27 protein-coding genes are annotated in these 26,336 nt (G+C 71.2%); 13 read left to right on the forward strand and 14 right to left on the reverse strand.

The window, feature by feature from the left end; translation table 11 throughout:
* Positions 1-12: 12 nt before the first annotated feature.
* Complete coding sequence (locus ACFY8U_RS33575) at positions 13-258, forward strand: hypothetical protein (RefSeq protein WP_389575948.1); 246 nt, start codon at positions 13-15, stop codon at positions 256-258.
* Positions 259-269: 11 nt separating this feature from the next.
* On the opposite strand, the gene ACFY8U_RS33580 is transcribed toward ACFY8U_RS33575, so the two are convergent.
* Positions 270-854, reverse strand: coding sequence for a TIGR03086 family metal-binding protein (locus ACFY8U_RS33580; RefSeq protein ID WP_389575949.1), 585 nt, complete (start codon positions 852-854; stop codon positions 270-272).
* 79 nt (positions 855-933) lie between these two features.
* Between ACFY8U_RS33580 and ACFY8U_RS33585 the strand changes: the two genes are divergently transcribed.
* Positions 934-1,791: a DUF6597 domain-containing transcriptional factor gene (locus ACFY8U_RS33585; protein ID WP_389575950.1), complete on the forward strand. Its 858-nt coding sequence runs from the start codon at positions 934-936 to the stop codon at positions 1,789-1,791.
* Between the two features lie 14 nt (positions 1,792-1,805).
* Entirely contained in the window at positions 1,806-2,390 is a 585-nt protein-coding gene (locus tag ACFY8U_RS33590) for a GNAT family N-acetyltransferase (RefSeq protein WP_389575951.1), read from the forward strand.
* On the opposite strand, the gene ACFY8U_RS33595 is transcribed toward ACFY8U_RS33590, so the two are convergent.
* Entirely contained in the window at positions 2,387-2,836 is a 450-nt protein-coding gene (locus ACFY8U_RS33595) for a GNAT family N-acetyltransferase (protein ID WP_389575952.1), read from the reverse strand. The two genes, ACFY8U_RS33590 and ACFY8U_RS33595, sit on opposite strands and share 4 nt — an antisense overlap.
* A 350-nt stretch (positions 2,837-3,186) precedes the next feature.
* Between ACFY8U_RS33595 and ACFY8U_RS33600 the strand changes: the two genes are divergently transcribed.
* Positions 3,187-3,924: a Mut7-C RNAse domain-containing protein gene (locus ACFY8U_RS33600; RefSeq protein WP_389575953.1), complete on the forward strand. Its 738-nt coding sequence runs from the start codon at positions 3,187-3,189 to the stop codon at positions 3,922-3,924.
* A gap of 190 nt (positions 3,925-4,114) precedes the next feature.
* Here ACFY8U_RS33600 and ACFY8U_RS33605 read toward each other — a convergent pair whose 3' ends face one another.
* The gene (locus ACFY8U_RS33605) at positions 4,115-4,675 is read right to left on the reverse strand and encodes a TetR family transcriptional regulator (protein ID WP_389575954.1); all 561 of its coding nucleotides are present in this window, start codon (positions 4,673-4,675) and stop codon (positions 4,115-4,117) included.
* Positions 4,676-4,799: 124 nt separating this feature from the next.
* Here ACFY8U_RS33605 and ACFY8U_RS33610 point away from each other — a divergent pair, with 124 nt between their 5' ends.
* On the forward strand, positions 4,800-6,179 hold the full coding sequence (locus tag ACFY8U_RS33610; protein WP_389575955.1) for an FAD-dependent monooxygenase: 1,380 nt from the start codon (positions 4,800-4,802) through the stop codon (positions 6,177-6,179).
* Between the two features lie 11 nt (positions 6,180-6,190).
* Here ACFY8U_RS33610 and ACFY8U_RS33615 read toward each other — a convergent pair whose 3' ends face one another.
* A complete protein-coding gene (locus tag ACFY8U_RS33615; RefSeq protein WP_389575956.1) occupies positions 6,191-6,685 on the reverse strand; it encodes a hypothetical protein in 495 nt (164 codons plus the stop codon).
* A 75-nt stretch (positions 6,686-6,760) separates the two neighbouring features.
* On the opposite strand from ACFY8U_RS33615, the gene ACFY8U_RS33620 reads away from it, so the two are divergent.
* Both ACFY8U_RS33620 and ACFY8U_RS33625 read left to right on the forward strand, forming a co-directional pair.
* Entirely contained in the window at positions 6,761-7,096 is a 336-nt protein-coding gene (locus tag ACFY8U_RS33620; RefSeq protein WP_361607192.1) for a YnfA family protein, read from the forward strand.
* A 62-nt stretch (positions 7,097-7,158) separates the two neighbouring features.
* Positions 7,159-7,923: an SDR family NAD(P)-dependent oxidoreductase gene (locus tag ACFY8U_RS33625; protein WP_361438170.1), complete on the forward strand. Its 765-nt coding sequence runs from the start codon at positions 7,159-7,161 to the stop codon at positions 7,921-7,923.
* 73 nt (positions 7,924-7,996) lie between these two features.
* Here the strand turns inward: ACFY8U_RS33625 and ACFY8U_RS33630 are convergent, their stop codons facing one another.
* The gene (locus ACFY8U_RS33630; RefSeq protein ID WP_389575957.1) at positions 7,997-9,190 is read right to left on the reverse strand and encodes an RtcB family protein; all 1,194 of its coding nucleotides are present in this window, start codon (positions 9,188-9,190) and stop codon (positions 7,997-7,999) included.
* Between the two features lie 162 nt (positions 9,191-9,352).
* Here ACFY8U_RS33630 and ACFY8U_RS33635 point away from each other — a divergent pair, with 162 nt between their 5' ends.
* The 3 genes from ACFY8U_RS33635 (at position 9,353) to ACFY8U_RS33645 (ending at position 12,475) form a co-directional block, all read left to right on the forward strand.
* A complete protein-coding gene (locus ACFY8U_RS33635) occupies positions 9,353-10,225 on the forward strand; it encodes a DUF3558 domain-containing protein (RefSeq protein ID WP_389575958.1) in 873 nt (290 codons plus the stop codon).
* Positions 10,226-10,365: 140 nt separating this feature from the next.
* On the forward strand, positions 10,366-11,091 hold the full coding sequence (locus ACFY8U_RS33640; protein ID WP_361438164.1) for a DUF3558 domain-containing protein: 726 nt from the start codon (positions 10,366-10,368) through the stop codon (positions 11,089-11,091).
* Between the two features lie 139 nt (positions 11,092-11,230).
* Complete coding sequence (locus ACFY8U_RS33645) at positions 11,231-12,475, forward strand: DUF2637 domain-containing protein (RefSeq protein ID WP_389575959.1); 1,245 nt, start codon at positions 11,231-11,233, stop codon at positions 12,473-12,475.
* An 18-nt stretch (positions 12,476-12,493) separates the two neighbouring features.
* On the opposite strand, the gene ACFY8U_RS33650 is transcribed toward ACFY8U_RS33645, so the two are convergent.
* Positions 12,494-12,703: a hypothetical protein gene (locus ACFY8U_RS33650; protein ID WP_361768541.1), complete on the reverse strand. Its 210-nt coding sequence runs from the start codon at positions 12,701-12,703 to the stop codon at positions 12,494-12,496.
* A gap of 176 nt (positions 12,704-12,879) precedes the next feature.
* The gene (gene lysS, locus ACFY8U_RS33655) at positions 12,880-14,604 is read right to left on the reverse strand and encodes a lysine--tRNA ligase (protein ID WP_389575960.1); all 1,725 of its coding nucleotides are present in this window, start codon (positions 14,602-14,604) and stop codon (positions 12,880-12,882) included.
* A gap of 197 nt (positions 14,605-14,801) precedes the next feature.
* Here lysS and argS point away from each other — a divergent pair, with 197 nt between their 5' ends.
* Positions 14,802-16,565: an arginine--tRNA ligase gene (argS, locus tag ACFY8U_RS33660; RefSeq protein WP_389575961.1), complete on the forward strand. Its 1,764-nt coding sequence runs from the start codon at positions 14,802-14,804 to the stop codon at positions 16,563-16,565.
* Positions 16,566-16,626: 61 nt separating this feature from the next.
* On the opposite strand, the gene ACFY8U_RS33665 is transcribed toward argS, so the two are convergent.
* Positions 16,627-18,018 carry a helix-turn-helix domain-containing protein gene (locus ACFY8U_RS33665; RefSeq protein ID WP_389575962.1) on the reverse strand — a complete coding sequence of 464 codons (1,392 nt, stop codon included), beginning with the start codon at positions 18,016-18,018 and terminating at the stop codon, positions 16,627-16,629.
* Between the two features lie 272 nt (positions 18,019-18,290).
* On the opposite strand from ACFY8U_RS33665, the gene ACFY8U_RS33670 reads away from it, so the two are divergent.
* A complete protein-coding gene (locus tag ACFY8U_RS33670; RefSeq protein ID WP_389575963.1) occupies positions 18,291-19,025 on the forward strand; it encodes a DUF4232 domain-containing protein in 735 nt (244 codons plus the stop codon).
* 58 nt (positions 19,026-19,083) lie between these two features.
* Here ACFY8U_RS33670 and ACFY8U_RS33675 read toward each other — a convergent pair whose 3' ends face one another.
* A complete protein-coding gene (locus tag ACFY8U_RS33675; RefSeq protein ID WP_361438710.1) occupies positions 19,084-19,353 on the reverse strand; it encodes a DUF1876 domain-containing protein in 270 nt (89 codons plus the stop codon).
* Positions 19,354-19,515: 162 nt separating this feature from the next.
* Between ACFY8U_RS33675 and ACFY8U_RS33680 the strand changes: the two genes are divergently transcribed.
* On the forward strand, positions 19,516-20,112 hold the full coding sequence (locus ACFY8U_RS33680; RefSeq protein WP_389575964.1) for a hypothetical protein: 597 nt from the start codon (positions 19,516-19,518) through the stop codon (positions 20,110-20,112).
* On the opposite strand, the gene hemB is transcribed toward ACFY8U_RS33680, so the two are convergent.
* The 5 genes from hemB to ACFY8U_RS33705 form a co-directional block, all read right to left on the reverse strand.
* Positions 20,096-21,097, reverse strand: a complete 1,002-nt coding sequence (gene hemB, locus ACFY8U_RS33685) for a porphobilinogen synthase (RefSeq protein WP_389575965.1) — start codon at positions 21,095-21,097, stop codon at positions 20,096-20,098. The genes ACFY8U_RS33680 and hemB overlap by 17 nt on opposite strands.
* A 206-nt stretch (positions 21,098-21,303) precedes the next feature.
* The gene (locus ACFY8U_RS33690) at positions 21,304-22,974 is read right to left on the reverse strand and encodes a uroporphyrinogen-III synthase (RefSeq protein ID WP_361438144.1); all 1,671 of its coding nucleotides are present in this window, start codon (positions 22,972-22,974) and stop codon (positions 21,304-21,306) included.
* Positions 22,971-23,957: a hydroxymethylbilane synthase gene (hemC, locus tag ACFY8U_RS33695; protein ID WP_389575966.1), complete on the reverse strand. Its 987-nt coding sequence runs from the start codon at positions 23,955-23,957 to the stop codon at positions 22,971-22,973. Before hemC ends, ACFY8U_RS33690 begins: the two co-directional genes overlap by 4 nt.
* A complete protein-coding gene (locus tag ACFY8U_RS33700) occupies positions 23,954-25,309 on the reverse strand; it encodes a glutamyl-tRNA reductase (RefSeq protein WP_389575967.1) in 1,356 nt (451 codons plus the stop codon). Before ACFY8U_RS33700 ends, hemC begins: the two co-directional genes overlap by 4 nt.
* Positions 25,306-26,109 carry a redox-sensing transcriptional repressor Rex gene (locus tag ACFY8U_RS33705; protein ID WP_389575968.1) on the reverse strand — a complete coding sequence of 268 codons (804 nt, stop codon included), beginning with the start codon at positions 26,107-26,109 and terminating at the stop codon, positions 25,306-25,308. Before ACFY8U_RS33705 ends, ACFY8U_RS33700 begins: the two co-directional genes overlap by 4 nt.
* Between the last annotated feature and the right edge of the window lie 227 nt (positions 26,110-26,336).

Genomic DNA, 26,336 nt, shown 5'->3' on the forward strand with positions numbered 1-26,336 from the left:
CCGGAGTCAGCCATGTCGTCCTTGCCCGGCCAGTTCTCGGACCCCCGTGTGATCACCCTCGTCGGACTCCTCGCCGTCTCCACCGTGGTGTGGGTGGCGCTGGGCCTGCGTGCCCGTGCCCGCCGCGCGCGGGCCGACGCGCCGCTGGACCGGGTCTGGCACCCCCAGGAGAGCGTCACGCTCACCCCCGCCGAGGAGCAGGCTTTCGGTCAGGTCGTCTCGCGTCTCTCGGTCGGGTCCCCGGGCCGCCTGCGGTAGGCGCGGCGGCCTCAGGCCGCCGCCCTGTCGCGCGGGTTCCGTCCCGTCGCGGCGAGGAGCGCCTCGAAGGCGGAGGCGCCCTCCGGGGCCTCGACCGCATCACCGAAGACGTTCATCTTCCGGGCCGTCGGAGCCATCTGCTCCACCAGTTCCGCCAGGGTCTCCACGACGGCCGGGTCCGGCTCGAAGGACCGGCCGGTGGCCTGGGCGAGGTCCCAGACGTGCACGGTCAGATCGAGCAGGACCATCGCTCCGACGGTACGGGCCGGCAGCCCCATCCCTCCCGAGGTCCCTTCCTCCGCACCGGGCGCCGCCCAGGCCTCGACGAGCTTCGCCGTCTCGGCCTCGAAGCGGGCGCGCCAGTCGGGGTCGCTCAGGTGGTCGGGGTTCGTGGAGAAGCCGGCGGGCTGCTTGGCGGCCAGCGCCTGGAAGTTCACGACGACCTGGAAGAGGTGGTTGAGCAGCGCCCGCACGTCGTACTCGGAGCACGGCGTGGGCGCGGCGAGACTGTCGTCGGCGATGCCGCGCACCACGGGGGCGGCGTGGGCGGCGGCGGTACCGAGCAGCTCACCGAGGGGTTGCGTACGGTTCGTCATGGGGTGACGCTAAGTGATCCTTCCCGCGGGAGTCTTGAAGAAACACGACACCGACAGGCCGGCACCTAGGCTGAAAGACATGACGTCCTCCGGCCCGCGTCGCGACACCCGCGGAATCGTCGACGCGGCCGAACTCCTCACCCGCGTCCGGTTCCGTCGACACCAGCCGGTGCCGGAGCTGCGCCCGTACCTGGAGCACTACTGGTTCATCGACTGGGACCTGTCCGAGCCGTACGCGAGCCATGTCGTCCCGCATCCGTCCGTGAACGTCGTCTTCCAGCGGTACGGCGACGGTGGCGGGGACATGGGTGAGGGCGGCGCGTCGTTCGCCGAGGTCGCCGGGATCGGGCTGGAACTCTTCACCAAGAAGCTCACGGGCGTCGGCCGGGTCTGCGGGGTGCAGTTCCGTCCGGGCGGCTTCCGGCCGTTCGCCCCCGCGTGGCCGGTGTCGGAGTGGACGGGCCGCCGCGTCCCGCTCGACGAGGTCTTCGGGGACGCCGGCGCCGCCGCCGTGGATGCCGTGCTCACCCCGGAGCCCGAGCACGCCCGCGTGGCGGCGCTCGACGCCTTCCTGCTCGCCCATGGCCCCGCGCCCGATCCGCAGGCCGCGCAGGCCATGGCGCTGGTGGATCAGGTCCGTACGGACCGGGCGATCCGCCGCGTCTCCGAACTGGCCCGCCTGGCGGGGCTGTCGAGCCGGTCGCTCCAGCGGCTGTTCGCGCACCACGTGGGCGTCGGCCCGAAGTGGGTCATCCTGCGGTACCGCATCCATGAGGCCCTGGAGCGCGCCGAGGCGACGGAGGCCGGGAGCTCCCCGGACTGGGCAGCCCTGGCGGCGGAGCTCGGCTACAGCGATCAGGCCCATCTCGTACGGGACTTCACGGCGACGGTCGGGGTGCCGCCCACCGCGTACTCCCGCCAGGTGTCGGACCCCTGACCTACAGTGCGGGCATGGACGCCTCCCCGCCCTCCTCGCCCTCCTCGCCCTCCTCGCCCTCCTCGCCCGATTCGTCCTTGCCGTCCGCCTCCCCCGTGCGTCTGGAGCCCTGGTCCGAGGGCGACTTCGGGCTGCTGCGCGCCATGAACGCACCCGAGCTGATGGAGCATCTCGGCGGCCCTGAGACCGAGGAGGCGCTGGTCAAGCGACACCGGCGCTATGTGGATCTGAGCGCCGAGCGCACGAGCACGGGCCGGATGTTCCGGATCGTGCTGCTCCCCGAGGAGGTCGCGGTCGGCAGCATCGGCTACTGGCAGCAGACCTTGGACGAGGAGCCGGTCTACGAGACGGGCTGGACGGTCCTCCCCGGGTTCCAGGGGCGGGGCGTCGCGACCGCGGCCACGCGCGCGGTCGCCGAGCTGATGCGCGCCGAGCGCACGCACCGCTTCCTGCACGCCTTCCCCTCGACGGACAACGCGCCGTCGAACGCGGTGTGCCGCAAGGCGGGCTTCGAGCTGCTCGGCGCGCGTGACTTCGAGTACCCGCCCGGCCATCCGCTGCGCTGCAACCACTGGCGCCTGGACCTGGAGGCGCTCTAGCTCTCCGGGCTGTCGGCGTTCAATTCCTTGGTGAAGTGGAAGGCCACGATGTCGAGGCGCTCGCGCAGGTAGAAGCGGTGGGCTCCGGTGCGGTGGGTGCCGGAGTCGAGGTTGAGCTCGTGACAGCCGGTGTCCCGTGCGCGCTGCTCCAGGTAGGTCAGGAGCGCGTGACCGACACCGGTGGAGCGCGCGGTGGCGGCGGTGACGAGGTCGTCGACGTAGAGCTTGCGGATCGAGCTGGTGTTGTCGATGATCCGCCAGCCGGCGGCGCCCACACAGACACCGTCCTCGGTGTACGCGGCGCTGAAGCGCAGCCCCTGGGGGTGGCCGTTGCGGTGGACGTCGCGGAAGAGCTCCGGCGTGAGGTGCGGGCGGAGTTCGCGCAGAACAGGGAGCAGGTCGGTTTCCAGGCGCGGGTCACCGGGCTCGAGGTCGACGATCTTCATGGCCGGACGGTATCCCAGGAGCCGCAGGCTCCCTGCCGGGGGCCTCGGACGGGACCGCGCTCTAGGGAGTCGACTCCGTTTTCCTGTACACCGAGCCGTCGCACCTCGGCACCTTCGTCGCACAGGCCCGGACCGCCGGCGCCCAGCACATCGCCCCGCTCTCCTCCAGCTCCGTCCTCGCCCCCGACGCCGCGGAGCTGACCGGACACCCTGCGCGACCGTTCGCCGAGTGGGCCACCGGGCACGCGGACGCCTTCCGCCCGTAAGACGCGGGGCGCGACGGTTCGGCAGGAGCGCCACCGGGCCGAATTCCCTGGCCGCTCGGTGGGCCGCGGTGACATCCTGTCCCCGTGAACGGACCGGAGATCCAGATCAGCTTCGCCCCCGGCCTGCGCCTCTTCGTCGCGGCGGAACGGCGCTCGGGGCGCACGGCCGTGGCCACCGACGGCGCCTCGACGCTCGGCCATGTCGTGGAGTCGCTCGGCGTGCCGCTGACCGAGGCCGGCCGACTGCTGGTGGACGGGCGTCCGGTGGAGGTGTCCCACGTCCCCGAGGCGGGCGAGACGATCGAGGTCGAGGGCGTCGAGCGGCCCCAGCCTGTACCCGGTGCCCCGCTCCGGTTCCTCCTCGACGTGCATCTGGGCACGCTCGCGCGGCGGTTGCGCCTCCTCGGGGTCGACGCGGCGTACGAGAGCGAGGACATCGGCGACCCCGCGCTCGCGGCGCTCTCCGCGAAGGAGCGACGCGTGATGCTCTCCCGGGACCGGGGGCTGCTGCGCCGCCGGGAGCTGTGGGCAGGCGCCTATGTGTACAGCGACCAGCCCGACGACCAGCTCCGTGACGTACTGGAGCGGTTCGCGCCGCCCCTGATGCCATGGACCCGCTGCACCGCCTGCAACGGGCAGCTGACCGACGCCGACAAGGACTCGGTGCGCGAGCGGCTGGAGCAGGGCACGGAGAAGACGTACGACGTGTTCGCGCGATGCACGGAGTGCGAGCGGGTGTACTGGCGGGGCGCCCACCACGCCCGCCTGGAGGCGATCGTCACCGACGCCCTACGGGAGTTCGGCGGCGCGGCCGCGCGCTGACCGCCGAGGGCCCTGCGCGACAGTCAGGCGAGTTCGCCCGTGCGCAGCCCCTCGACCTGTACGGCGCTGAGCTCGACGGTCCGTCGACTCCTAGGCCTCCGACTCCTAGGCCCGCGCTCAGGGGCTACGCCTCCGGGGCCTGCGGCTCTGGGGCCCCGACTCCTACGCCTGCGGGCCTGGGGCTCCGGGCCTACGCCTCCGGGGCCGTGAGGTACCGCTGCACGGTCGGTCCGAGCCAGGCGACGATCTCGTCCGGGGACATCTCGACGGCGGGCGGCAGCCGCAGCACGTAGCGGGCGAGCGCCATGCCGAGGATCTGCGAGGCGACGAGCGCGGCGCGGCGGGGCGCCTCGGCGGGGTCGGGGCAGACACCGCGGGTGATCGGACCGAGCTGCTCGGCGAAGATCGCCTGCATGCGCTCGGCGCCGGCGGTGTTCGTGACGCCGACCCTCAGCAGCCCGGTCAGCACGTCGTCGCGCTCCCAGCGGTCGAGGAAGTGCGTGACCAGGACCGCGCCGATGTGCCGGGACGGCAGCGCGGCGAGCTCGGGAAGCTCCAGCTCGAAGTCGGACGCCGCGGTGAACAGCCCCTCCTTGCTGCCGTAGTAGCGCATCACCATCGACGGATCGATTCCGGCGTCGCGGGCGATGGCGCGGATGGTGGCGCGCTCGTAGCCGTCGGAGGCGAAGCGTTCGCGGGCGGCTTCGAGGATCGCGGCGCGGGTGGCGTCGGAGCGGCGGGCGGTCGTCATGCCAACGACTGTAGGCCAACAGGTGTTGACAGTCCATCGGGAGCAGATCTACCGTTGCCAACAAGCGTTGACCAACAGACGTTGGCCAACGGTCGTGGGCACCACCTTCGGTCAGGAGTGAGCCATGAACCAGCTGGACGCGGACGTTCTCGTCGTCGGCGCGGGCCCCACCGGAATGCTACTCGCCGGCGATCTCGCCGCCGCCGGCCTGCGGGTCACCCTCGTCGAGCGCCGCCCGCACGGCATCAGCAACATGACCCGGGCCTTCGCCGTCCACGCCCGCACCCTGGAGCAGCTCGACGCCCGCGGCCTCGCCGACGAGCTGGTCGCCACCGGCACCCCCATCACCCGGATGCGGCTCTTCGGCCGCCCCTCCCTCGACCTGACCCGGCTCCGCACCCGCTTCCCGTACCTCCTCGTCACGCCCCAGTACGAGGTCGAGCGCGTCCTCGAACGGCGCGCACTGTCCACAGGTGTGGATTTCCGCTACGGAACGGAACTGCGCGGACTGAGCCAGGACACCGACCACGTCACCGCCGAACTCGCCGGCCCCGACGGCACGCCCACCACGGTCCGCGCCCGCTACCTCGTCGGCACCGACGGCGTGCGCAGCGCCGTACGGACAGCCCTCGGCCTGCCCTTCCCCGGCGGGTCGGTGATCCGTTCCCTCGTCCTCGCCGACGTCAAGCTCGCCCAGAAGCCCGACGGACTTCTCACCGTCAACGGAGCGGGGGACGCCTTCGCGTTCATCGCCCCCTTCGGTGACGGCTGGTACCGCGTCATGGGCTGGAACCGCGACCGCGAGGTCCCCGACAGCGAGCCCGTCGACCTCGACGAGATCCGCGCCGTCGCCCGCCGCGCACTCGGCACCGACTACGGCATGCACGACGCCCGCTGGCTCTCCCGCTTCCACAGCGACGAACGCCAGGCCCCGGCCTACCGCGTGGGACGCGTCTTCCTCGCCGGAGACGCCGCCCACGTCCACTCCCCCGCCGGCGGCCAGGGCATGAACACCGGCCTCCAGGACGCCGCCAACCTCTCCTGGAAGCTCGCGGCGGTGCTGCGCGGCGACGCCCCCGACCCCGAGGCCCTCCTCGACAGCTACCAGTCCGAGCGCCACCCCGTCGGCGCCTCGGTACTCCGCAGCAGCGGTGCCATCATCCGGCTCGCCATGGCCCGTGGCCCGGTCCGGCGAGCCCTGCGCACCCTCGTCGCACAGCTCCTCGCCCATGTACCCGCCGCCTCCGCCAAGGCGATCGGCATGATCAGCGGGATCGGCATCGCCTACGGCCGGGACACCCGGCGCGTCCCCGACCTGGAGCTGCGCGAAGGCAGGCTGTACGAGCTGCTGCGCGAGGGCGAGTTCGTCCTGATCGGCCCCGAGGGCACCACACCCGCCCTGCCGGCCTCACCCACCACCCCGGCCAGGCTCATACGGGCGACCTGGGCCGACCCCACCCGCCGCTCGACGCTCCTCGTCCGCCCCGACGGCTACACCTTCTGACGCCGATGAGGTCAGAAGACGTACGGGTCGCCGGTGGCCAGGACCAGGACGTGATGCCGGTCGTTCAGGGCGTTCCCGTCGGTGACCCCGTCGGTCCAGATCGTCGCGATGTCGGCCATCACCTCCTCCGGCGAGCCCGCCGTCCGCAGATCGAGCACCAGCTCCTCGACCGCCCCGGCGGCGCGCAGCTCACCCGTACGACAGACCACGACCCGTTCGCTGCCCCACAGGCAGGACGGAGGAAGCTCCTGCCCACCCGCCATGGGCTCGGAGAAGGCCAGCCGCACCGTCGCCTGGGACACGTCCGCCGGACCGTGGTTCTCACTCACCAGCCGGACGGTCATCCGCCCCTCCCACAGGGACAGATGGCCGTGATGGGCCAGATCGGCCTCGGCCTCTGCCTCGACCTCTGCCTCGAACCCGGCAGCACGGGCGCCCTCACCCGCACCGACCACCACCGCGGCGGCCAGCGCCGCACCGAGGAGGACCTTGCGCATCGCACTCATGCCCAGAAGATACCGATAACACCATATATATTCTGACTACCCGTCAGTCAGCGTGTCCCGTGGCACCCTGACCCCATGCTGATCGCCCGGTCCGCCGCCCTCTTCGCCGTCGCCGCCCTCTTCGAGATCGGCGGAGCGTGGCTCGTCTGGCAAGGCGTCCGCGAGCACCGCGGCTGGATCTGGATCGGCGCCGGCATCGCCGCCCTCGGCATCTACGGCTTCGTCGCCACCCTCCAGCCCGACGCCGAGTTCGGCCGCATCCTCGCCGCCTACGGCGGTGTGTTCGTCGCCGGATCCCTCGCCTGGGGCATGGTCGCCGACGGCTACCGCCCCGACCGCTGGGACATCGCCGGAGCCCTGATCTGCCTGGCCGGCATGGCCGTGATCATGTACGCGCCCCGCGGCCGCTGACACCCCGGACCTATCCTGACCACGCGATCGACACAATCGACCACACGCGCGAGGAGCACGTCATGACTGCCGCCGGTACCCCCATCGCCGTCGTCACCGGAGCGAGCAGCGGAATCGGCGCGGCGACCGCCAAGCAGCTCGCCGCCGCCGGATACCGCGTGGTCCTCACCGCCCGCCGCAAGGACCGCATCGAAGCACTGGCCGCGGAGATCGTCGAGGCCGGTCACCAGGCCACCGCCTACGCCCTCGACGTCACCGACCGCGACGCCGTCCAGACCTTCGCGACCGCCTTCCGCACCATCGCCGTACTCGTCAACAACGCCGGCGGCGCCCTCGGCGCCGACCCCGTCGCCAGCGGCAACCCCGACGACTGGCGCCAGATGTACGAAGTCAACGTCATCGGCACCCTCAATGTCACCCAGGCCCTGCTCCCCGCCCTCACCGCGAGCGGCGACGGCACGGTCGTCGTCCTCTCCTCCACCGCCGGACACGCCACCTACGAGGGCGGCGCCGGCTACGTCGCCGCCAAGAACGGCGCCCGCGTCATCGCCGAAACCCTCCGCCTGGAGATCGTCGGCACCCCGGTCCGCGTCATCGAGATCGCCCCCGGCATGGTCAAGACGGACGAGTTCGCCACCACCCGCTTCCGCGGCGACACCGAAAAGGCCTCCAAGGTTTACGCGGGCGTGTCCGAACCCCTCACCGCCGACGACGTGGCCGACACCATCACGTGGGCGTGCACCCGCCCCCCGCACGTCAACATCGACCTCCTGGTCGTCCGCCCCCGAGCCCAGGCCTCCAACACCAAGGTCCACCGCGAGCTGTGAACCACAGGCCGCGGACGGAGAAGGGGCCGGCGCTCGGCACCGGCCCCTTCCCTTCTCCCTCGGCCCCCGGGCGTCAGCCCTTCACACAGATGACCTGCTTCAGCTTGGCGACCACCTCGACCAGGTCCCGCTGCTGATCGATCACCTTCTCGATCGGCTTGTACGCGCCCGGGATCTCGTCCACGACACCGGAGTCCTTACGGCACTCGACGCCCCGCGTCTGCTCCTCCAGGTCCCGCGTCGAGAATCGCCGCTTCGCCGCCGTCCGGCTCATCTTCCGGCCCGCGCCGTGCGACGCCGAGTTGAAGGACGCCTCGTTGCCGAGCCCCTTCACGATGTACGAGCCCGTGCCCATGGAGCCCGGGATGATCCCGAACTCGCCGGAGCCGGCCCGGATCGCCCCCTTACGGGTGACGAGCAGGTCCATCCCCTCGTACCGCTCCTCCGCCACATAGTTGTGGTGGCAGGAGATGACCGGATCGAAGGCCACCTTCGCCTTCCGGAACTCCCGGCGGACGACCTCCTGGAAGAGCGCCATCATGACCGCGCGGTTGTACTTCGCGTACTCCTGCGCCCAGAAGAGATCGTTGCGGTAGGCCGCCATCTGAGGGGTGTCCGCCACGAAGACGGCCAGGTCACGGTCGACGAGCCCCTGGTTGTGCGGCAGCTTCTGCGCCTCGCCGATGTGGTACTCCGCGAGCTCCTTGCCGATGTTCCGGGAGCCGGAGTGCAGCATGAGCCATACCGAACCGGACTCGTCCAGACAGAATTCGACAAAATGGTTGCCGCTGCCGAGCGTTCCCATCTGCTTCTCGGCTCGTTCATGACGGAATTTGACCGATTCGGCGATCCCGTCGAACCGCGACCACAGCCCGTCCCACCCCGCCGACGGGAACTGGAACAGCCGCGACGGGTCCACCATCTCCCGGTGCATCCCCCGCCCCACCGGAATCGCCTGCTCGATCTTCGACCGCAGGCGCGACAGGTCCCCCGGCAGGTCGTTCGCCGTCAGCGACGTCTTGACCGCCGACATCCCGCAGCCGATGTCCACACCCACCGCCGCCGGACAGACCGCCCCGTGCATCGCGATCACCGAGCCGACCGTCGCACCCTTGCCGTAATGCACGTCCGGCATCACGGCCAGGCCCTTGATCCACGGCAGCGTGGCCACGTTCCGGAGCTGCTGCATCGCGCCGCCCTCGACCGTGGAAGGATCGGTCCACATCCGGATGGGTACCTTCGCACCCGGTACCTCTACATACGACATACTTCCTCAATTCCCCCAAAAAGCCTGATAACGCAAAAACCGGAGCCAAGGCCCGTACAGGTGACAACGGACCGGCATCAACGGCTGCGCGTGCGATAGACATTGTGTCCACCGGCCGGTCTCCGGCGGCAAACAGTTTTCGGGAGAAGGGAGCCTGGGAGCGTGCAGCGACAGGCGTACGTACCCGGTCTGGCAGCGCTCGCCGCAGCGCTCGTCCTCGGGCTCACCGGATGCTCCTCCGGAGGCGGATCCGGAACCGGCGCCGTCGACTCCAAGGCCGGCCCGGCCGCCCCCGCCGCTCCCCCCGGCCGCTACCGCACCCTCTTCGAGCCCTGCGGCGCCGTCCCGCAGAACACACTCAGGGACCTGCTGCCCGGCGCCGCCCAACTCCCCGACGAGGAGCGGATCGCGGTGTACCGCGGCGCCGCCGCCGTCACGTACGACACCGACCGCCGCGTCGGCTGCAGCTGGAAAGCTGACACGCCGGATGCCATGCACCGGCTGCGGCTCGACATCGAGCGGGTCGTGTCGTACGACCCCGCCGTGAGCGACGACGACCGCGCGCAGGAGGTGTTCTCCCGCAAGCTGCTCGCGGCGGACCTCCCGCAGCCGCCTCCCCCGCCCCAGAGCCCCGCAAGCCCCTCCGGCAGCGCAGGCAGCGCCGGCAGCACCGGCAGCACCGCCGGCAGCGCCAGCGGCAGCCCGAGCGCGACCGCGAGCGGCAGCGCGCTGCCCGGCAACGACCCGGCCACCCAGCCCCCGGCGCAGACGCCCACGGGCGCGGCGGCCACCGGTCTGGAGCCCCGCGTCCTGCAGGGCCTCGGCCAGGTCGCCTTCCTCGACGACGCGCTCAGCGCCGGCGGGGCGAACGGCCGGCACCGCACCGTGAGCGTGGTGTTCCGCACATCCAATGTGGTCGTGACGGTCGAGTACGTGGAGCAGACGACCGGCTCCGCGGAGGCTCCCGACAGCAGGGAACTGCAGGAAAAGGCCCAGAACCTGGCCCGTCTGCTCGCCGAGCGCCTGGAGGAGTAGCCGTCCCGGCCGGCTCGGCCACCACAGGGCGGCCGCTCGGCGACCCCTCCGCGACGGGGCCGGGACCACGTAACGTGTCGGCGTACCGTGGCCGCCGGCCGGACCGTCACCGGACCGTACGACAAGCGACTGAAGGAACCATGCACCGATCAGCCCCGCGACTCACCCGCATACTCGCCTGCGCAGCCGTTCCGGTGATGCTCGTCGTCGCCGGCTGCTCCTCGGACTCCGACAGCGGTTCGGGTACGCCCGACAAGGGCAAGGGTTCGGCGTCCTCGGCCCCGAGCGCCCAGCAGTCGACGAAGGCGCCCGAGCCCGCGAAGTTCGCGAAGCTGCCCGAGATCTGCAAGTCGATCTCCGCGAAGACGACCGCGAGCCTGGTGCCGAAGGCGAAGGCGAAGAACGGTACGGCGGCCGCGTCGAGCGACACGGCGAGCCGTGGTGGCTGCTCGTGGAACGGTCTCGACGACAAGGGTGTGAAGGGCTCGCAGTACCGCTGGCTCGACGTGTCCTTCTACCGTTACGAGTCGGACGCGTCCCTGGGCAGTGGCGAGAAGCGCGCCCAGGAGAACTTCGCCAAGGAGCTCGCCAAGGTCCAGGCGACGGAGGGCGCGAAGAAGCTGAAGACGGCGGACTCGGCGGGTGTCGGGGACGAGGCGAAGGCCGTGACGTACGAGCTGCGCAAGACGGGCGAGGACTTCACGTACGCCTCGGTCGTGGCGCGCACGGGCAATGTGCTGGTGCTGCTCACGTACAACGGTGCGGGGTACGCCGGGGCTGACGGCCCCTCGGACAAGACGGTCCTGGCCGGTGCGGTGAAGGCGTCGAAGGAGGCCGTCGCGGCGGTCGCGGCGGCGAACAAGTAGGTCGCGCGGGCTTCGGGCGTCGCGTACAGCCGTATTTGCGCATGTTTTCGAGGAGCCTGTCCCTCCCCAGGGGGCCGGGCTCCTCTCGCGTGTGCCACGCTGTGCCCGCGAGATGTGGATTGACGGGAGGGGATCGCGGGTGGCCGCGGTGCAGCTGACACGCACGCACAAGATACTGATCGGTGTGGTGATCGCCGGTGCGGTGGTCATCGCCGGTATCGGTTTCGCGGGTTCGTACGCCGCTGTGCGTGAGCTCGCCGTCGAGAAGGGCTTCGGCGACTTCTCCTACTTCTTCCCCATAGGCATCGATGCCGGCATCTGTGTGCTCCTGGCACTTGACCTGCTGCTGACCTGGATCCGCATACCGTTCCCGCTGCTGCGCCAGACGGCGTGGGTGCTGACGGCGGCGACGATCGCGTTCAACGGCGCGGCCGCGTGGCCGGATCCGCTGGGTGTCGGTATGCACGCGGTGATCCCGGTGCTGTTCGTGGTCGCGGTGGAGGCGGCGCGGCATGCGGTGGGCCGTATCGCCGACATCACCGCCGACAAGCACATGGAGGGCGTCCGGCTCACGCGTTGGCTGCTGTCGCCGATACCGACGTTCCGGTTGTGGCGGCGGATGAAGCTGTGGGAGCTGCGCTCGTACGAGCAGGTGATCAAGCTGGAGCAGGACCGGCTGATCTACCAGGCGCGGCTGCAGGCGCGGTTCGGGCGGGCGTGGCGGCGCAAGGCGCCGGTGGAGGCGCTGATGCCGCTGCGGCTCGCGAAGTACGGTGTGCCGCTGGCCGAGACGGCGCCTGCGGGGCTCGCGGCGGCGGGTGTGGAGCCGGTGCTGCTGCCGCCTCAGCCGACGGTGGTGCAGCCCCAGCCGGTGCAGGCGGTTCAGCCCGTGCAGGCGGTTCAGGCGGTTCAGGCGCCGGTCCAGCAGGCCCCGCAGCCGGAGCTCCCTCAGGGCGTGGCCGGTCCGGAGATGCCTCCGCATCACGACAGCCCGTGGTTCGACGCCCAGCAGATCTCCCCCGAAGCCTACGAGGGTGCTTACGACCCGCAGTACGTGGAAGGCCTGGAGCCGACCCCGGTGGCGGTGCCGCAGGGTCCGGAGGACCTGCCGGTCCCGGGTCCTCGCCAGGAGCAGCAGTTCGAGGAGTACGAGGAGTACGTCGATCCTGAGCCGTCCACGGCCGAGTTCGCGGAGGTCGCGTACAAGGCGATGTGGGACTACGTCCAGGAGAACCAGCAGTTCCCGAGCAACGAGGAGCTCGACATACTGCTCAGCGACCGGTACGGCACGCAGCACCCGCGCAGCACGTCGCTCCTTCGGCAGTTGACTCCGAGCCTGCGGCAGCGCATGGAGCAGCAGATGGTGGAGAACCACATTCCGTAGCGGCCTGCGGGCCGGGGCTCAGGCTGCCTTGGCCCGCTTCTTCGCGGTCTCGCCCCACAGGGCGAGCGCGAGGCCGACGACGGCGAGGGCGAGGTATCCGGCGGTGGGGATGTCCCACCATTTCTGGAGCAGCCCCCAGGCCTTGTCGCCGAAGGTCTGCCCGCCGGCGCCGAGTGCGCCCTGCACGAGGGTGATCCAGCCGATGACTGCGATGACTTCGTTCTTCATGTCTCCACGGTCTCCGGCACGCAGCCCGATTTCGTCGTGCCCACGTCGGAATCCTGCCTAGTCCGAAGTGTGGAGAGGCCGGCCGACGGGCCCGAGGAGGGCGGAGAGCCGCCGTCGAACGTACGGCGAAGGGCCGCCACCGGATCCGGTGGCGGCCCTTGCCGTGTTCCGTACGGTTACGCGCCGAGCAGCTTGCGCACGCGGCCGGCGCCGACCGCGAGGAGCAGCGTCGGCAGGCGCGGCCCGGTCTCGCGGCTGACGAGCAGCTGGTAGAGCAGGGCGAAGAAGGCACGCTGGGCGACCTTCAGCTCGGGGGTCGGCTTGGCCTCGGGGTCGAGGCCGGCCATGACCTTCGGGACGCCGTAGACGAGCGTGGTCAGTCCGTCCAGGGACCAGTGGGTGTCCAGGCCCTCCAGAAGGAGGCGCAGGGATTCACGGCCCTGGTCGTCGAGGGAGCCGAGGAGCTCGGCGTCCGGCTCGTCGCGGACGATGGTGCGCTGGTCGGCCGGGACCTGGGTGGTGATCCAGTTCTCGGCGCGGTCCAGGCGCGGGCGGACCTCGTCCAGGCTGGTGACCGGGTTCTCCGGGTCCAGCTCGGTCAGGATCCGCAGGGTCTGCTCGTCGTGGCCGGCCGTGATGTCCATGACCGAGGCGAGCGTGCGGTACGGCAGCGGGCGCGGCGTGCGCGGCAGCTCACCGGCGGCGGTGCGGGCGGCACGTGCGTGCGCGGCCGCGTCCGCCGGCAGCACGGAGCCGTCAGCGACCTTGGCCTCGAGCTTGTCCCACTCGTCGTAGAGCCGCTGGATCTCCTGATCGAAGGCGATCTTGAAGGACTGGTTGGGCTTGCGGCGCGCGTACAGCCAGCGCAGCAGCGGCGCCTCCATGATCTTCAGCGCGTCGGCCGGGGTGGGCACGCCGCCGCGCGACGAGGACATCTTGGCCATGCCGCTGATGCCGACGAAGGCGTACATGGGGCCGATCGGCTGGACGCCGTCGAAGATCTCGCGCACGATCTGGCCGCCGACGACGAACGACGAGCCGGGGGACGAGTGGTCCACGCCCGAGGGCTCGAAGATCACGCCTTCGTAGGCCCAGCGCATGGGCCAGTCGACCTTCCAGACCAGCTTGCCGCGGTTGAACTCGCTCAGCTTGACGGTCTCGGAGAAGTCGCACGCCGTGCAGGTGTAGGCGAGCTCGGTGGTCTCGTCGTCGTACGAGGTGACGGTCGTCAGGTCCTTGCCGCACCGGCCGCAGTACGGCTTGTACGGGAAGTAGCCCCCGGCGCCGCCGGAGCCGTCGTCCTCGGCGGCCGCGCCCGAACCCTCCTCGGCCTCCAGCTCGGCCTCGTCGACGGGCTTCTGGGACTGCTTCTTCGGCGCCTTCTTCGTCCGGTACTGGTCGAGGATGGCGTCGATGTCACCGCGGTGCTTCATCGCGTGCAGGATCTGCTCGCGATAGGTGCCCGTCGTGTACTGCTCGGTCTGGCTGATCGGGTCGTACTCGACGCCCAGCTCGGCGAGCGACTCGACCATGGCGGCCTTGAAGTGCTCCGCCCAGTTGGCGTACGGCGAGCCGGCCGGGGCGGGGACGGAGGTCAGGGGCTTGCCGATGTGCTCGGCCCAGGACTCGTCGACGCCCGCGACGCCGTTGGGCACCTTGCGGTAGCGGTCGTAGTCGTCCCAGGAGATGAGGTGCCGGACTTCGTGCCCGCGGCGGCGGATCTCGTCGGCGACCAGGTGCGGGGTCATGACCTCGCGGAGGTTGCCCAGGTGGATCGGGCCGGAGGGGGAGAGTCCGGAGGCGACGACGACCGGTTTGCCAGGCGCACGTCGCTCCGACTCGGCGATGACCTCGTCCGCGAAACGGGAGACCCAGTCGGTCTCGGTGCTGCTCTGAGCCACGGTCGGTACGTCCTTCTTCCTTGGTCCCTCGAAAGCCTTGCAGCCTTACGTCAGCCATTCTCCCAGACGGAAGGGCCCACTCCGAGGTTGTCCACAGCCCTGAGGTTGTCCACAGGGGAGAAAACACGTTGCCCGCCCATGGGACACTTGACAAGCGATAAAGCCCACCACTGAACCACCGACAGGAACGGAAGCTCATGGCCTCGGTCCCTTCCCTCGCTTCGACCGTGCAGCAGCGTCTCGCGGAAGGTCTCTCGGCAGCCCTGCCGGAGGCCGGTTCCGCCGACCCGCTGCTGCGACGTAGCGACCGGGCCGACTTCCAGGCCAACGGCATCCTGGCCCTCGCCAAGCAGCTCAAGGGCAACCCGCGTGAGCTGGCGACGAAGGTCGTCGACGGCATCCCGGCGAACGACGTGCTGAAGGAGATCGAGGTCTCGGGCCCCGGCTTCCTGAACATCACGGTCACCGACCAGGCGATCGTCAAGACCCTCGCCGCCCGCGCCGCCGACGACCGTCTCGGCGTGCCGTTCGCGGAGAACGCGGGCACGACGGTGATCGACTACGCCCAGCCGAACGTGGCGAAGGAGATGCACGTCGGCCACCTCCGCTCCGCCGTCATCGGCGCCGCGATGGTCGAGATCCTGGAGTTCACGGGCGAGAAGGTGGTCCGCCGCCACCACATCGGCGACTGGGGCACCCAGTTCGGCATGCTCATCCAGTATCTGATCGAGCACCCGCACGAGCTGGACCACAAGTCGGAGGACGAGGTCTCCGGCGAGGAGGCCATGTCCAACCTCAACCGGCTGTACAAGGCGTCGCGCGCGCTGTTCGACTCGGACGAGGAGTTCAAGACCCGGGCTCGGGCGCGGGTCGTGGACCTGCAGGCCGGTGACGAGGAGACGCGTGCCCTGTGGCAGCGGTTCGTCGACGAGTCGAAGATCTACTTCTACTCGGTCTTCGACAAGCTCGACATGGACATCCACGACCCGGACGTGGTCGGCGAGTCGGGCTACAACGACATGCTGGTGGAGACCTGCCGCCTCCTCGAGGAGTCGGGCGTCGCGGTCCGCTCCAACGGGGCGCTGTGCGTGTTCTTCGACGACGTCAAGGGCCCGGACGGCAACCCGACGCCGCTGATCGTCCAGAAGTCCGACGGCGGCTTCGGCTACGCGGCGACGGACCTGTCCGCGATCCGTGACCGGGTGCAGAACCTGAAGGCGACGTCCCTGCTGTACGTGGTGGACGCCCGCCAGTCCCTGCACTTCAAGATGGTCTTCGAGACCGCCCGCCGGGCCGGCTGGCTGAACGACGAGGTCAAGGCGGTCCAGCTGGCGTTCGGCACGGTGCTCGGCAAGGACGGCAAGCCGTTCAAGACCCGTGAGGGCGAGACGGTCAGGCTGGTGGACCTGCTGGACGAGGCGATCGACCGGGCCGCGTCCGTGGTCCGCGAGAAGGCGCGCGACCTGAGCGAGGACGAGATCGCCGAGCGGGGTGCCCAGGTGGGCATCGGCGCGGTGAAGTACGCGGACCTGTCGACGTCGGCGGCGCGGGACTACAAGTTCGACCTGGACCAGATGGTGTCGCTGAACGGCGACACGTCGGTGTACCTCCAGTACGCGTACGCGCGTATCAAGTCGATCTTCGGCAAGGCGGGCGACCGCACTGCGCTCGCCCACCCCGAGCTGGAGCTGGCCCCGGCGGAGCGCGCTCTCGGCCTGCACCTGGACCAGTTCGGCGAGACGGTGGCCGAGGCCGCGGCGGAGTACGCCCCGCACAAGCTGGCCGCGTACCTGTACCAGCTGGCGTCGCTGTACACGACGTTCTACGACCAGTGCCCGGTGATCAAGCCGGAGCCGCCGAAGGAGGTCGCGGAGAACCGCCTCTTCCTGTGCGACCTGACGGCCCGGACGCTCCACCGGGGCATGGCCCTGCTGGGCATCCGGACGCCCGAGCGCCTCTGACGAGACGCCGCAGCGCGACGAAGGCCCCGGCACCGTATCCGTACGGTGCCGGGGCCTTCGCTCACTCCAGTGCGGCCCACTCGCTCGTGTCGTACCGGTAGCCGTAGACCTTCTTGCCCTCCATGGCGCTGGTCCGGAAGGGCTTGCCTTCGTCGTCGATGACGATCTTCTCGCGCCGCTCGCCGTCGCTCCATTCCAGCTCCAGGTACCAGGAGACGTCGTGTCCCTCGGTGTGCACGTCGAGGTTGAAGACCTGCGGGTCGCTCGTGGAGACCTTGAAGGGGAAGTCCTTGGCGGGCACGGTGAGGTCGCCGTCCATGCCGGCGATGGGCTTCGCGAACGGCCTCGCCGCGTCGAGGTCGATATCGAAGGTCTGGGGTGTGACACCGCCGCCGCAGCCCTCGCCCATGGAGTAGACCGTCCGGGCGAGGGGCTCGGACCGCTCCACCACCCGTACATGGAGGCCGGTGATGACCACGGCGGCGTCGGTGCGGCCGGTGGCCGTGAGCTCCAGATACATGCTGCCGGCGGCGACCCCGTCGAACGGCGCCGCCCAGCGGCGGGACTCCTGTGGCGAGGGCGGCGGCGGAACCTGGTCGGGCCGCCGGTCCAGCAGGTAGTAGTACCCACAGGGCCCCGACCAGTTGTACGAGCTGATGCCGGCGCTCACAGGCGTTCCGGACGCGCCCGCGGCGGGCGCTCCGGTGCCCTTCGTGCGGCGGGGAGTCGCCGAGGGGCCCGACGTCGTGGCGGAGGCGGAGGGCGTCGTGGAGGCGGACGGGGACGTGGAGGACGGCGAGCCGCTCGGGGAGACGCTCACTCCCGGCACCGTGGACGAACCGGCCGCGGCGCGCCCGCCCTTGGCCTCGTCTCCGGTGCTGTCCGCGGACACGGCCTGTCCGATGCCGTACGCGGCGGGCACGGCGAGCGCGACGACGGCGGCCGCGGCGAGCACCATGCGCAGCCGCTTGCGGGATCGGGAGACGGGCGTGGCGGGAGCTCTGACGGTGACGAGGGTCTCGGCCGGGTCCTTCTCGGGCTCGACGGCCTCCGGTGCGCCCGCGTCGGGCTCGACCGCGGAAGCCGCGGCCACCGCCTCGCCGTCCACGTCCTCACCGGCCACCTCGCCGCTCGCCTCACCCGGCGCCTCGGCCACCACCGGAGCCGCCGGGGACGCCGGGGCCACCGGCTCCGGCTGGGCCCGCCGCCTTCTCGCGTCGTCGGCCACGATCCAACTGCGGTGGAGTGCGATCAGCTCCTCGCGCGTGGCACCGCACAGCCGCCCGAGCCTCTCCACGGGCGCGAACTCCGTGGGGACGGCGTCCCCGTTGCAGTACCGGTGCAGCGTCGACGTGCTCACGTGCAGCTTCTTGGCCAACGCCCCGTAGCTGAGCCCGGATCGCTCCTTCAATCCGCGTACGAGCTCCGCGAAACCGCCCGTCTCCGTTGCCACCCGCCCCGTCCCCCTCGTCTCGCCGTCCCGGGAACGCGTTCCAGGGGAGGTTTGTTTCCCCAGGTCACAGTAGGTGCGCGCGTCCCAGCTTCCCCCATTGTCCCGTGCCGATTGCAGGCGGAACGCCCAGGACCGCAGGGTATGAGCCATGCCGAGCAGCCGAGCCACGGACGCTGTGGCCCTGGCGGTGCTGATCACCTGCGCCGCCATCGCCATCGCGCTGATCAATCGTCACTGACCAACGACCGCACCACACTTCACGGGGGACATCCATGCGTATCGACACCCGCGTCACCACGACCGCCGCGACCGCCCTGATCGCCGCGCTGTCACTCACCGCCTGTCAGGGGGACGGCGAGTCCGCCGCCTCCTCGAAGCCGTCGGCGGGGACGTCTTCGACCGCGCAGGCGCCGGCGTCCAAGCCGTCCACGCAGCCGATCGCCGCGTCGCCGTCGGCCGACCCGTCCTCGCCGCAGTCGCAGAAGCCGTCGTCCCAGCAGTCACCGAAGGAGTCCTCGAAGCCGGGATCGAAGCCGGGCAGGCCCGCGACCGGAGCGAAGGACGACGGCCCGGTCACCACCGCCTGCACCGGCGCGACCACCAAGGTCGTCGTGAGCAAGGTGTCCCGCCCCGTCAACCACCTCCTCCTGACCGTCACCAACACCGGCAGTCGCGCCTGCAACGCGTACGGCGCTCCGTTCGTCGGCTTCGACGACGCCCAGGCCCCCATCGGCCGCATCGAGGAGTCCCAGCCGCAGGCCGTCGCCACCCTCGCCCCCGGCGCCTCGGCCTACGCCTCGGTCATTCTCACGGGCGAGCGGGGCGGCGACCCCGACGCGCACGGCCGCACCGTGCGGAAGGTATCCGTCCACTTCGCCCCGGGCGACGGCTCGGGCGGCTCCGTGGGCAGCGGCAGGACGGTGACGGCACCGAGCGGCACGTACGCCGACGACGACGCCCGCGTCTCGTACTGGCAGCACACCCTGGAAGACGCCCTGACGTACTGACGGACTGACGGACTGACGGACTGACGTACGGACGCCTGGACGTACGGACAGGCAAGCGTCAGTGGATCGGGCGGGACGTCCTGCCCGACACCTCGTCGATCTCGGTGTGTGCCTTCTGGAGCAGCTGCGATGCGAGATCCATGAGTGCGCGGGCCCCCGCGATCTCCTCGCCGACCCGTAGCTGCTCCGGGTCGGACGGGTGCCTCATGGCGTTGCCCTTGCCGCGGAACTCGGTGCCGTCACCGAGGCGCACCATGGCGGCCGCCTTCGTCCGGTCGCCGTCCTCCTGGAACTCCATCTCGATGTGCCACCCGACCAGCGTGTGCATCATGAGGACCACCTCCTGAGGTACTTCCAGGGTGCGCCGCCCGGCCGTTCCGTACCAATCGATGCGTCGCCGGCCGCCGAGCCGGCCGCCGCCGCCGAGGGGAATGATCACCGTCCGTCAATTCGTTTGCGCGGTCGGTGGCGGCCCGGCAAACTGTTAGTCATGACTAACGAATTAGCTCGTGCAGGGCTCGTGGAGACCGACGCACTGCCCCACTTCGGACGGCCGGACGCCGGCCTCGTCCTCATCTCCGAGTGGCGGACGGAGGACGCGGAGCGGCAGCGGATCGTGATGGACGGCGTCGTCGACACCTGGGCGCAGGCACGGCTGCCGGAGACCTTCCTCGCCCGCTACTGCCTGGCGGGCACCGACGGCCGCACCATCCTCAACGTCGCCCAGTGGACCAGCGCGGAGGCCCATCTCGCCTTCGCCGCCGACCCCGAGAACCGCCGGGACATCGCGGACTCCATCCAGGCCCTGATCACGGTCGGGCCGCCCGGCCGGTACCGCCACGACCGCACGGTCGTCCTCCGCGACGCGCCGGCACGCAGCCTCGGCACGACCGGCTCGGAGGACGGCGTCGCCCAGTACTTCCACCGCGGCGGCGCTGACGGCAGGCTCGTCCACGTCCTCACGGCGTACGAAGACGAAGGGGACGGAACCGGCCTGCGGTTCCGTCCCTATCGAGGAGTCGTGCGCGACGTCGTGCGGGAGACCGGCCGCGAGACCGGCCGGGCCGACGTCAGACCCCGCGGCTGAGCTTCTGGGCGACCTCGGTGGCCCAGTACGTCAGGATCATCTGCGCACCCGCGCGCCTGATCCCGGTCAGCGTCTCGAAGATGGCCCTGTCGCGGTCGATCCAGCCCTTCTCGGCCGCGGCTTCGACCATCGCGTACTCACCGCTGATCTGGTAGGCGGCGACGGGCACGTCCACGGCGTCGGCGACCTTGGCCAGCACGTCCAGATAGGGACCCGCGGGCTTCACCATCACCATGTCGGCGCCCTCCTCCAGGTCGAGCGCCAGCTCCCGCAGCGACTCGCGAAGGTTGGCCGGATCCTGCTGGTACGTCTTGCGGTCGCCCTGCAGGGAGGAGCCGACGGCCTCGCGGAAGGGGCCGTAGAAGGCGGAGGAGTACTTCGCGGTGTACGCGAGGATCGACACGTCCTCCTTGCCGATGGTGTCCAGCGCGTCGCGGACCACCCCGACCTGACCGTCCATCATCCCCGACGGCCCGACGACATGGACGCCGGCGTCGGCCTGGACCTGGGCCATCTCGGCATAACGCTCCAGCGTGGCGTCGTTGTCGACGCGCCCGCTCTCGTCCAGGACCCCGCAGTGCCCGTGGTCGGTGTACTCGTCCAGGCACAGGTCCGACATGATGACGAGGTCGTCGCCGACCTCCGCCTTCACGTCCCTGATCGCGACCTGCAGGATCCCGTCCGGGTCCGTGCCCGCGGTCCCGGCGCCGTCCTTCTTCTCGTCCTCCGGCACACCGAAGAGCATGATGCCGGAGACCCCGGCCTCCAGCGCCTCCACCGCGGCCTTCCGCAGGGTGTCCCGCGAGTGCTGCACCACGCCGGGCATCGCGGCGATCGGCCGCGGCTCGGTGATCCCCTCGCGCACGAACGCGGGAAGGATCAGATCGGCCGGGCTCAGCCGCGTCTCGGCCACCATCCGCCGCATGGCAGGAGTCGTCCGCAGCCGCCGCGGCCGCGCCCCGGGAAAGGTTCCGTACGAGTTCATAGACCCGAGGCTACGCCGGTAGGCACCCTGCCTTTGCCGACGAGTTGTGGGCATACGTTCCGCAGGGCTGGGGGTCCCCCCGGACGGAGTCCGGGGGAGGGTGGGCACAACGGACGGCGTCCCTGCAGGCGCCTCCGCTCCATGTGCCCCCACGCACCGGGGTGCGGGACCCCGACAAGGCCCCGCACCCCGTGCGCCACGCACATCTACGTCGTCCGACGCCTCCGCGCCCCCGGCCGCCGCTCCGACGGCCGCGTCACCGGATCGCCCGCCTCAAGCGCCGCCGCCCGCCGCCGCAGACCGAAGTCCGCCAGCGCCTCCGCGAGCTTGTGCACCGACGGCTCCGGCGAGAGCACATCCACCCGCAGGCCGTGCTCCTCCGCCGTCTTCGCGGTCGCGGGACCGATACAGGCGATGACCGTCACGTTGTGCGGCTTCCCGGCGATACCCACCAGGTTCCGCACGGTCGACGACGACGTGAACAGCACCGCGTCGAAGCCACCGCCCTTGATGGCCTCACGCGTGTCCGCCGGCGGCGGCGAGGCCCGCACCGTCCGGTAGGCGGTGACGTCGTCGACCTCCCACCCGAGCTCGATGAGCCCCGCGACCAGCGTCTCCGTCGCGATGTCCGCCCGCGGCAGGAAGACGCGGTCGATCGGGTCGAAGACCGGGTCGTAGGGCGGCCAGTCCTCCAGGAGCCCCGCGGCGCTCTGCTCACCGCTCGGCACCAGGTCCGGCTTCACACCGAAGTCGACGAGCGCCGCGGCGGTCTGCTCGCCCACCGCCGCGACCTTGATCCCGGCGAAGGCCCGCGCGTCGAGCCCGTACTCCTCGAACTTCTCCCGCACCGCCTTCACCGCGTTGACGGACGTGAAGGCGATCCACTCGTAGCGGCCGGTCACCAGACCCTTGACCGCACGCTCCATCTGCTGCGGCGTCCGCGGCGGCTCGACGGCGATCGTCGGCACCTCGTGCGGCACCGCACCGTACGAACGAAGCTGGTCGGAGAGCGACGCGGCCTGCTCCTTCGTGCGCGGCACGAGCACCCGCCACCCGAAGAGCGGCTTGGACTCGAACCACGCCAGCTGGTCCCGCTGCGCCGGGGCGCTGCGCTCGCCGACCACGGCTATGACCGGCCGGTGGCCCTCGGGCGAGGGGAGGATCTTGCCCTGCTTGAAGACCTGCGCGATCGTGCCGAGCGTCGCGGTCCAGGTCCGCTGCCGGGTCGTCGTGCCGCCGATGGTGACGGTGAGCGGGGTGTCCGGCTTACGGCCTGCCGCCACCAGCTCACCGGCCGCCGCCGCCACCGCGTCCAGCGAGGTGGACACGACCACGGTGCCGTCCGAGGCGCCGACCTCGGTCCAGCAGCGGTCGTCGGCGGTACGGGCGTCCACGAAGCGCACATCGGTGCCCTGCGCGTCGCGCAGCGGGACACCGGCGTACGCGGGTACGCCCACCGCCGTCGCGACACCGGGCACGACCTCGAAGGGGATGCCCTCGGCGGCGCAGGCAAGCATCTCCTGACCTGCGTTTCCGTCGAGGCCGGGGTCGCCGGTCACCGCACGGACGACCCGCTTGCCGCCCCGTGCGGCCTCCATGACAAGATTGGTGGCATCCCTCAACACGGGGACACCGGCGGTTGTTGACGCCTCGTCAACAATCGTCAGCTCAGGCGTGCTCACGCCCGCGCGCGCATGGCACCGGACGACTTCGAGCACCTCCGGCTCGGCGATCAGTACGTCCGCGCCGGCGAGGGCTTCGACGGCCCGGAGTGTCAGCAGTCCGGGATCGCCTGGTCCGGCGCCGAGGAAGGTGACGCTCCCGTGGCCGAAGAAGGCCGAGGGCGCGGGGCTGGTGGTCGGGCTGGTGGGGCTCAAAGTGCTCGCTCCCCCATAAGACCGGCCGCACCCTTGGCGAGCATCTCGTCCGCGAGTTCGCGTCCGAGCGCCATCGCCTCGTCGTGCGACGCGGGTACGGGACCGGTGGTGGACAGCTGCACCAGCGTCGAGCCGTCGGTGGTGCCGACGACGCCGCGCAGGCGCATTTCGGTGACAATCTGCCCGCGGCCGGAATCCTCGGCCAGCAGGTCGGCCAGCGCACCCACAGGTGCGGAGCAGCCGGCCTCCAGGGCGGCGAGCAGGGAGCGCTCGGCGGTCACGGCGGCCCGGGTGTGCGGGTCGTCGAGTTCGGCGAGCGCGGCGACGAGGCCGGCGTCGGACGCCAGGCACTCGATCGCCAGTGCCCCCTGGCCGGGGGCGGGCAGGACGGAGTCGACCGACAGGTGGTCGACCGACAGGGAGCCGGTGAGCTCCGCCGTCCCGCCGATGCGGTTGAGGCCGGCCGCGGCGAGAACCACCGCGTCCAGCTCCCCACCACGTACGTATCCGACGCGGGTGTCGATGTTCCCGCGGATCGGCACGGTCTCGATGGTCAGCCCGTGGCTGCGCGCGTACGCGTTGAGCTGGGCGGCGCGGCGCGGCGAACCGGTGCCGATCCGGGCGCCGTCGGGCAGCCGGTCGAGCGTCAGTCCCTCGCGGGCGACCAGCACGTCACGCGGGTCCTCGCGCTCCGGGATGGCGGCCAGCACCAGATCGGGGTGCTGGGCGGTCGGCAGGTCCTTCAGGGAGTGGACGGCGAAGTCCACCTCGCCGGCCAGGAGCGCGTCGCGCAGGGCGGCGACGAACACGCCGGTGCCGCCGATCTGCGCGAGGTGCTCACGGGAGACGTCCCCGTACGTCGTGATCTCCACGAGCTCGACGGGCCGGCCGGTCGTCCGCCGGACGGCGTCGGCCACATGCCCGGACTGGGCCATGGCGAGCTTGCTGCGCCTGGTCCCGAGCCTCAGTGCCCTCTCGGTCATACTCGCCCTCGGTTCTTGACGTCGGCGTCATTCAGGTCGGCCCGGGAGACGGAGGCGACCGTCTCCGGGTCGAGGTCGAAGAGTGTCCGCAGCGCGTCGGCGTACCCGGCGCCGCCGGGCTCGCTGGCCAGCTGCTTGACCCGCACGGTGGGCGCGTGCAGGAGCTTGTCGACCACCCGGCGCACGGTCTGGGTGATCTCGGCGCGCTGCTTGTCGTCGAGGCCGGGCAGCCGGCCCTCGAGCCGGGCCACCTCGCCGGCGACGACATCGGCGGCCATGGTGCGCAGGGCGACCACGGTCGGGGTGATGTGCGCGGCGCGCTGGGCGGCGCCGAAGGCGGCCACCTCGTCGGAGACGATCGAGCGCACCTGGTCGACGTCGACGGCCATGGGGGCGTCGGCGGAGGCCTCGGCGAGCGACTCGATGTCGACGAGCCGGACGCCCGGGAGGCGGTGCGCGGCGGCGTCGATGTCGCGGGGCATGGCGAGGTCGAGCAGGGCGAGCGGGGCCGTGCGGCCCGCCATCGCGGTCTCGACGGCCTCGCCGGTCAGGACGAGTCCGGTGGCTCCGGTGCAGGAGACGACGACGTCGGCACGTGTCAGTTCGTCGCCGACGGCAACCATATCGACCGCGCGTGCGGCCACGCCCGTGGATCCGGGCTCGGTCAGGATCTGTACGAGTCGCTCGGCGCGCGCGGCCGTACGGTTGGCGATCACGATCTCGGCGACGCCGGAGCGCGCGAGCGTGGCGGCCGCCAGCGACGACATCGAGCCGGCGCCGATGACCAGGGCGCGCTTGCCCGCGGCCCAGTCGTCGACGTCCGTACCGTCGGCGAGCTGCTCGAGACCGAAGGTGACGAGCGACTGCCCGGCCCGGTCGATCCCGGTCTCGCTGTGGGCGCGCTTGCCGACCCGCAGCGCCTGCTGGAACAGGTCGTTGAGCAGACGGCCGGCGGTGTGCAGCTCCTGGCCGAGCGCGAGGGCGTCCTTGATCTGGCCGAGGATCTGGCCCTCGCCTACGACCATGGAGTCCAGACCGCAGGCCACCGAGAAGAGGTGGTGGACGGCCCGGTCCTCGTAGTGCACATAGAGATAGGGGGTGAGCTCCTCGAGCCCGACCCCGCTGTGCTGGGCGAGGAGCGTGGACAGCTCGGCGACACCGGCGTGGAACTTGTCCACGTCGGCGTAGAGCTCAATGCGGTTGCAGGTGGCCAGGACCGCACCCTCGGCGGCCGGCTCGGCGGCGAGGGTGTCCTGCAGCAGCTTGGCCTGGGTGTGCGGGGCCAGCGAGGCCCGCTCCAGGACGCTGACCGGGGCGCTGCGGTGGCTGAGGCCGACGACGAGGAGGCTCATGCCGGCATCACGGCGGGGACGTCCCCGTCAGGTCCCTTGCGGCTGCTGCCCTTGGCCGGGGTCTCGCCCGCCGTACCGCCCGCCGGGGCGAGCGGCACGGGCGGCGCCGGTACGGCGGCGGCCTCGGACTCGGCCTCCTCACCGGCCTTGCGCTGCTCGTGGAAGGCGAGGATCTGCAGCTCGATGGAGAGGTCGACCTTGCGCACGTCCACGCCGTCGGGCACGGAGAGCACGGTCGGGGCGAAGTTCAGGATGGAGGTGACGCCGGCGGCCACGAGCCGGTCGCAGACCTGCTGGGCGACGCCGGCCGGGGTCGCGATGACACCGATGGAGACGCCGTCCTCCTCGATGATCTTCTCGAGGTCGTCGCTGTGCTGGACGGGGATCCCGGCGACCGGCTTGCCGGTCATGGCGGGGTCGGCGTCGATGAGCGCGGCGACCCGGAAGCCACGGGAGGCGAAGCCGCCGTAGCCGGCGAGCGCGGCGCCGAGGTTACCGATACCGACGATCACGACGGGCCAGTCCTGCGTCAGACCGAGCTCGCGGGAGATCTGGTAGACGAGGTACTCGACGTCGTAGCCGACGCCCCGCGTACCGTACGAGCCGAGGTAGCTGAAGTCCTTGCGCAGCTTCGCGGAGTTGACGCCCGCGGCGGCTGCGAGCTCCTCGGAGGAGACCGTGGGTACGGAGCGCTCCGACAGTGCGGTGAGCGCACGCAGATACAGCGGAAGCCGGGCGACGGTGGCCTCGGGAATTCCTCGGCTACGGGTCGCCGGTCGGTGAGTTCGGCCAGTTGCCACGGTGCTCCTGCGGGATGAGCGGGGCTGCAGGCGGCCGTGTGTCCCAAGACCGCCCCGTCGAATGCAGGCTATGTCTTTGTGAACGCGTGCACAAAGATGGTGTCCGTTTTGTCCGGCCAAAGTGACCGGGGTCACGCGACCGGTTCGCGCCAGGACGGAACCGTGGAGCGCGTCAACCCGTTGAGAACCCGGAGGGGGCAAAACCGTACACACTCCTCACGATCACG

The organism is Streptomyces sp. NPDC012508, assembly GCF_042902595.1.
GTDB lineage: Bacteria > Actinomycetota > Actinomycetes > Streptomycetales > Streptomycetaceae > Streptomyces.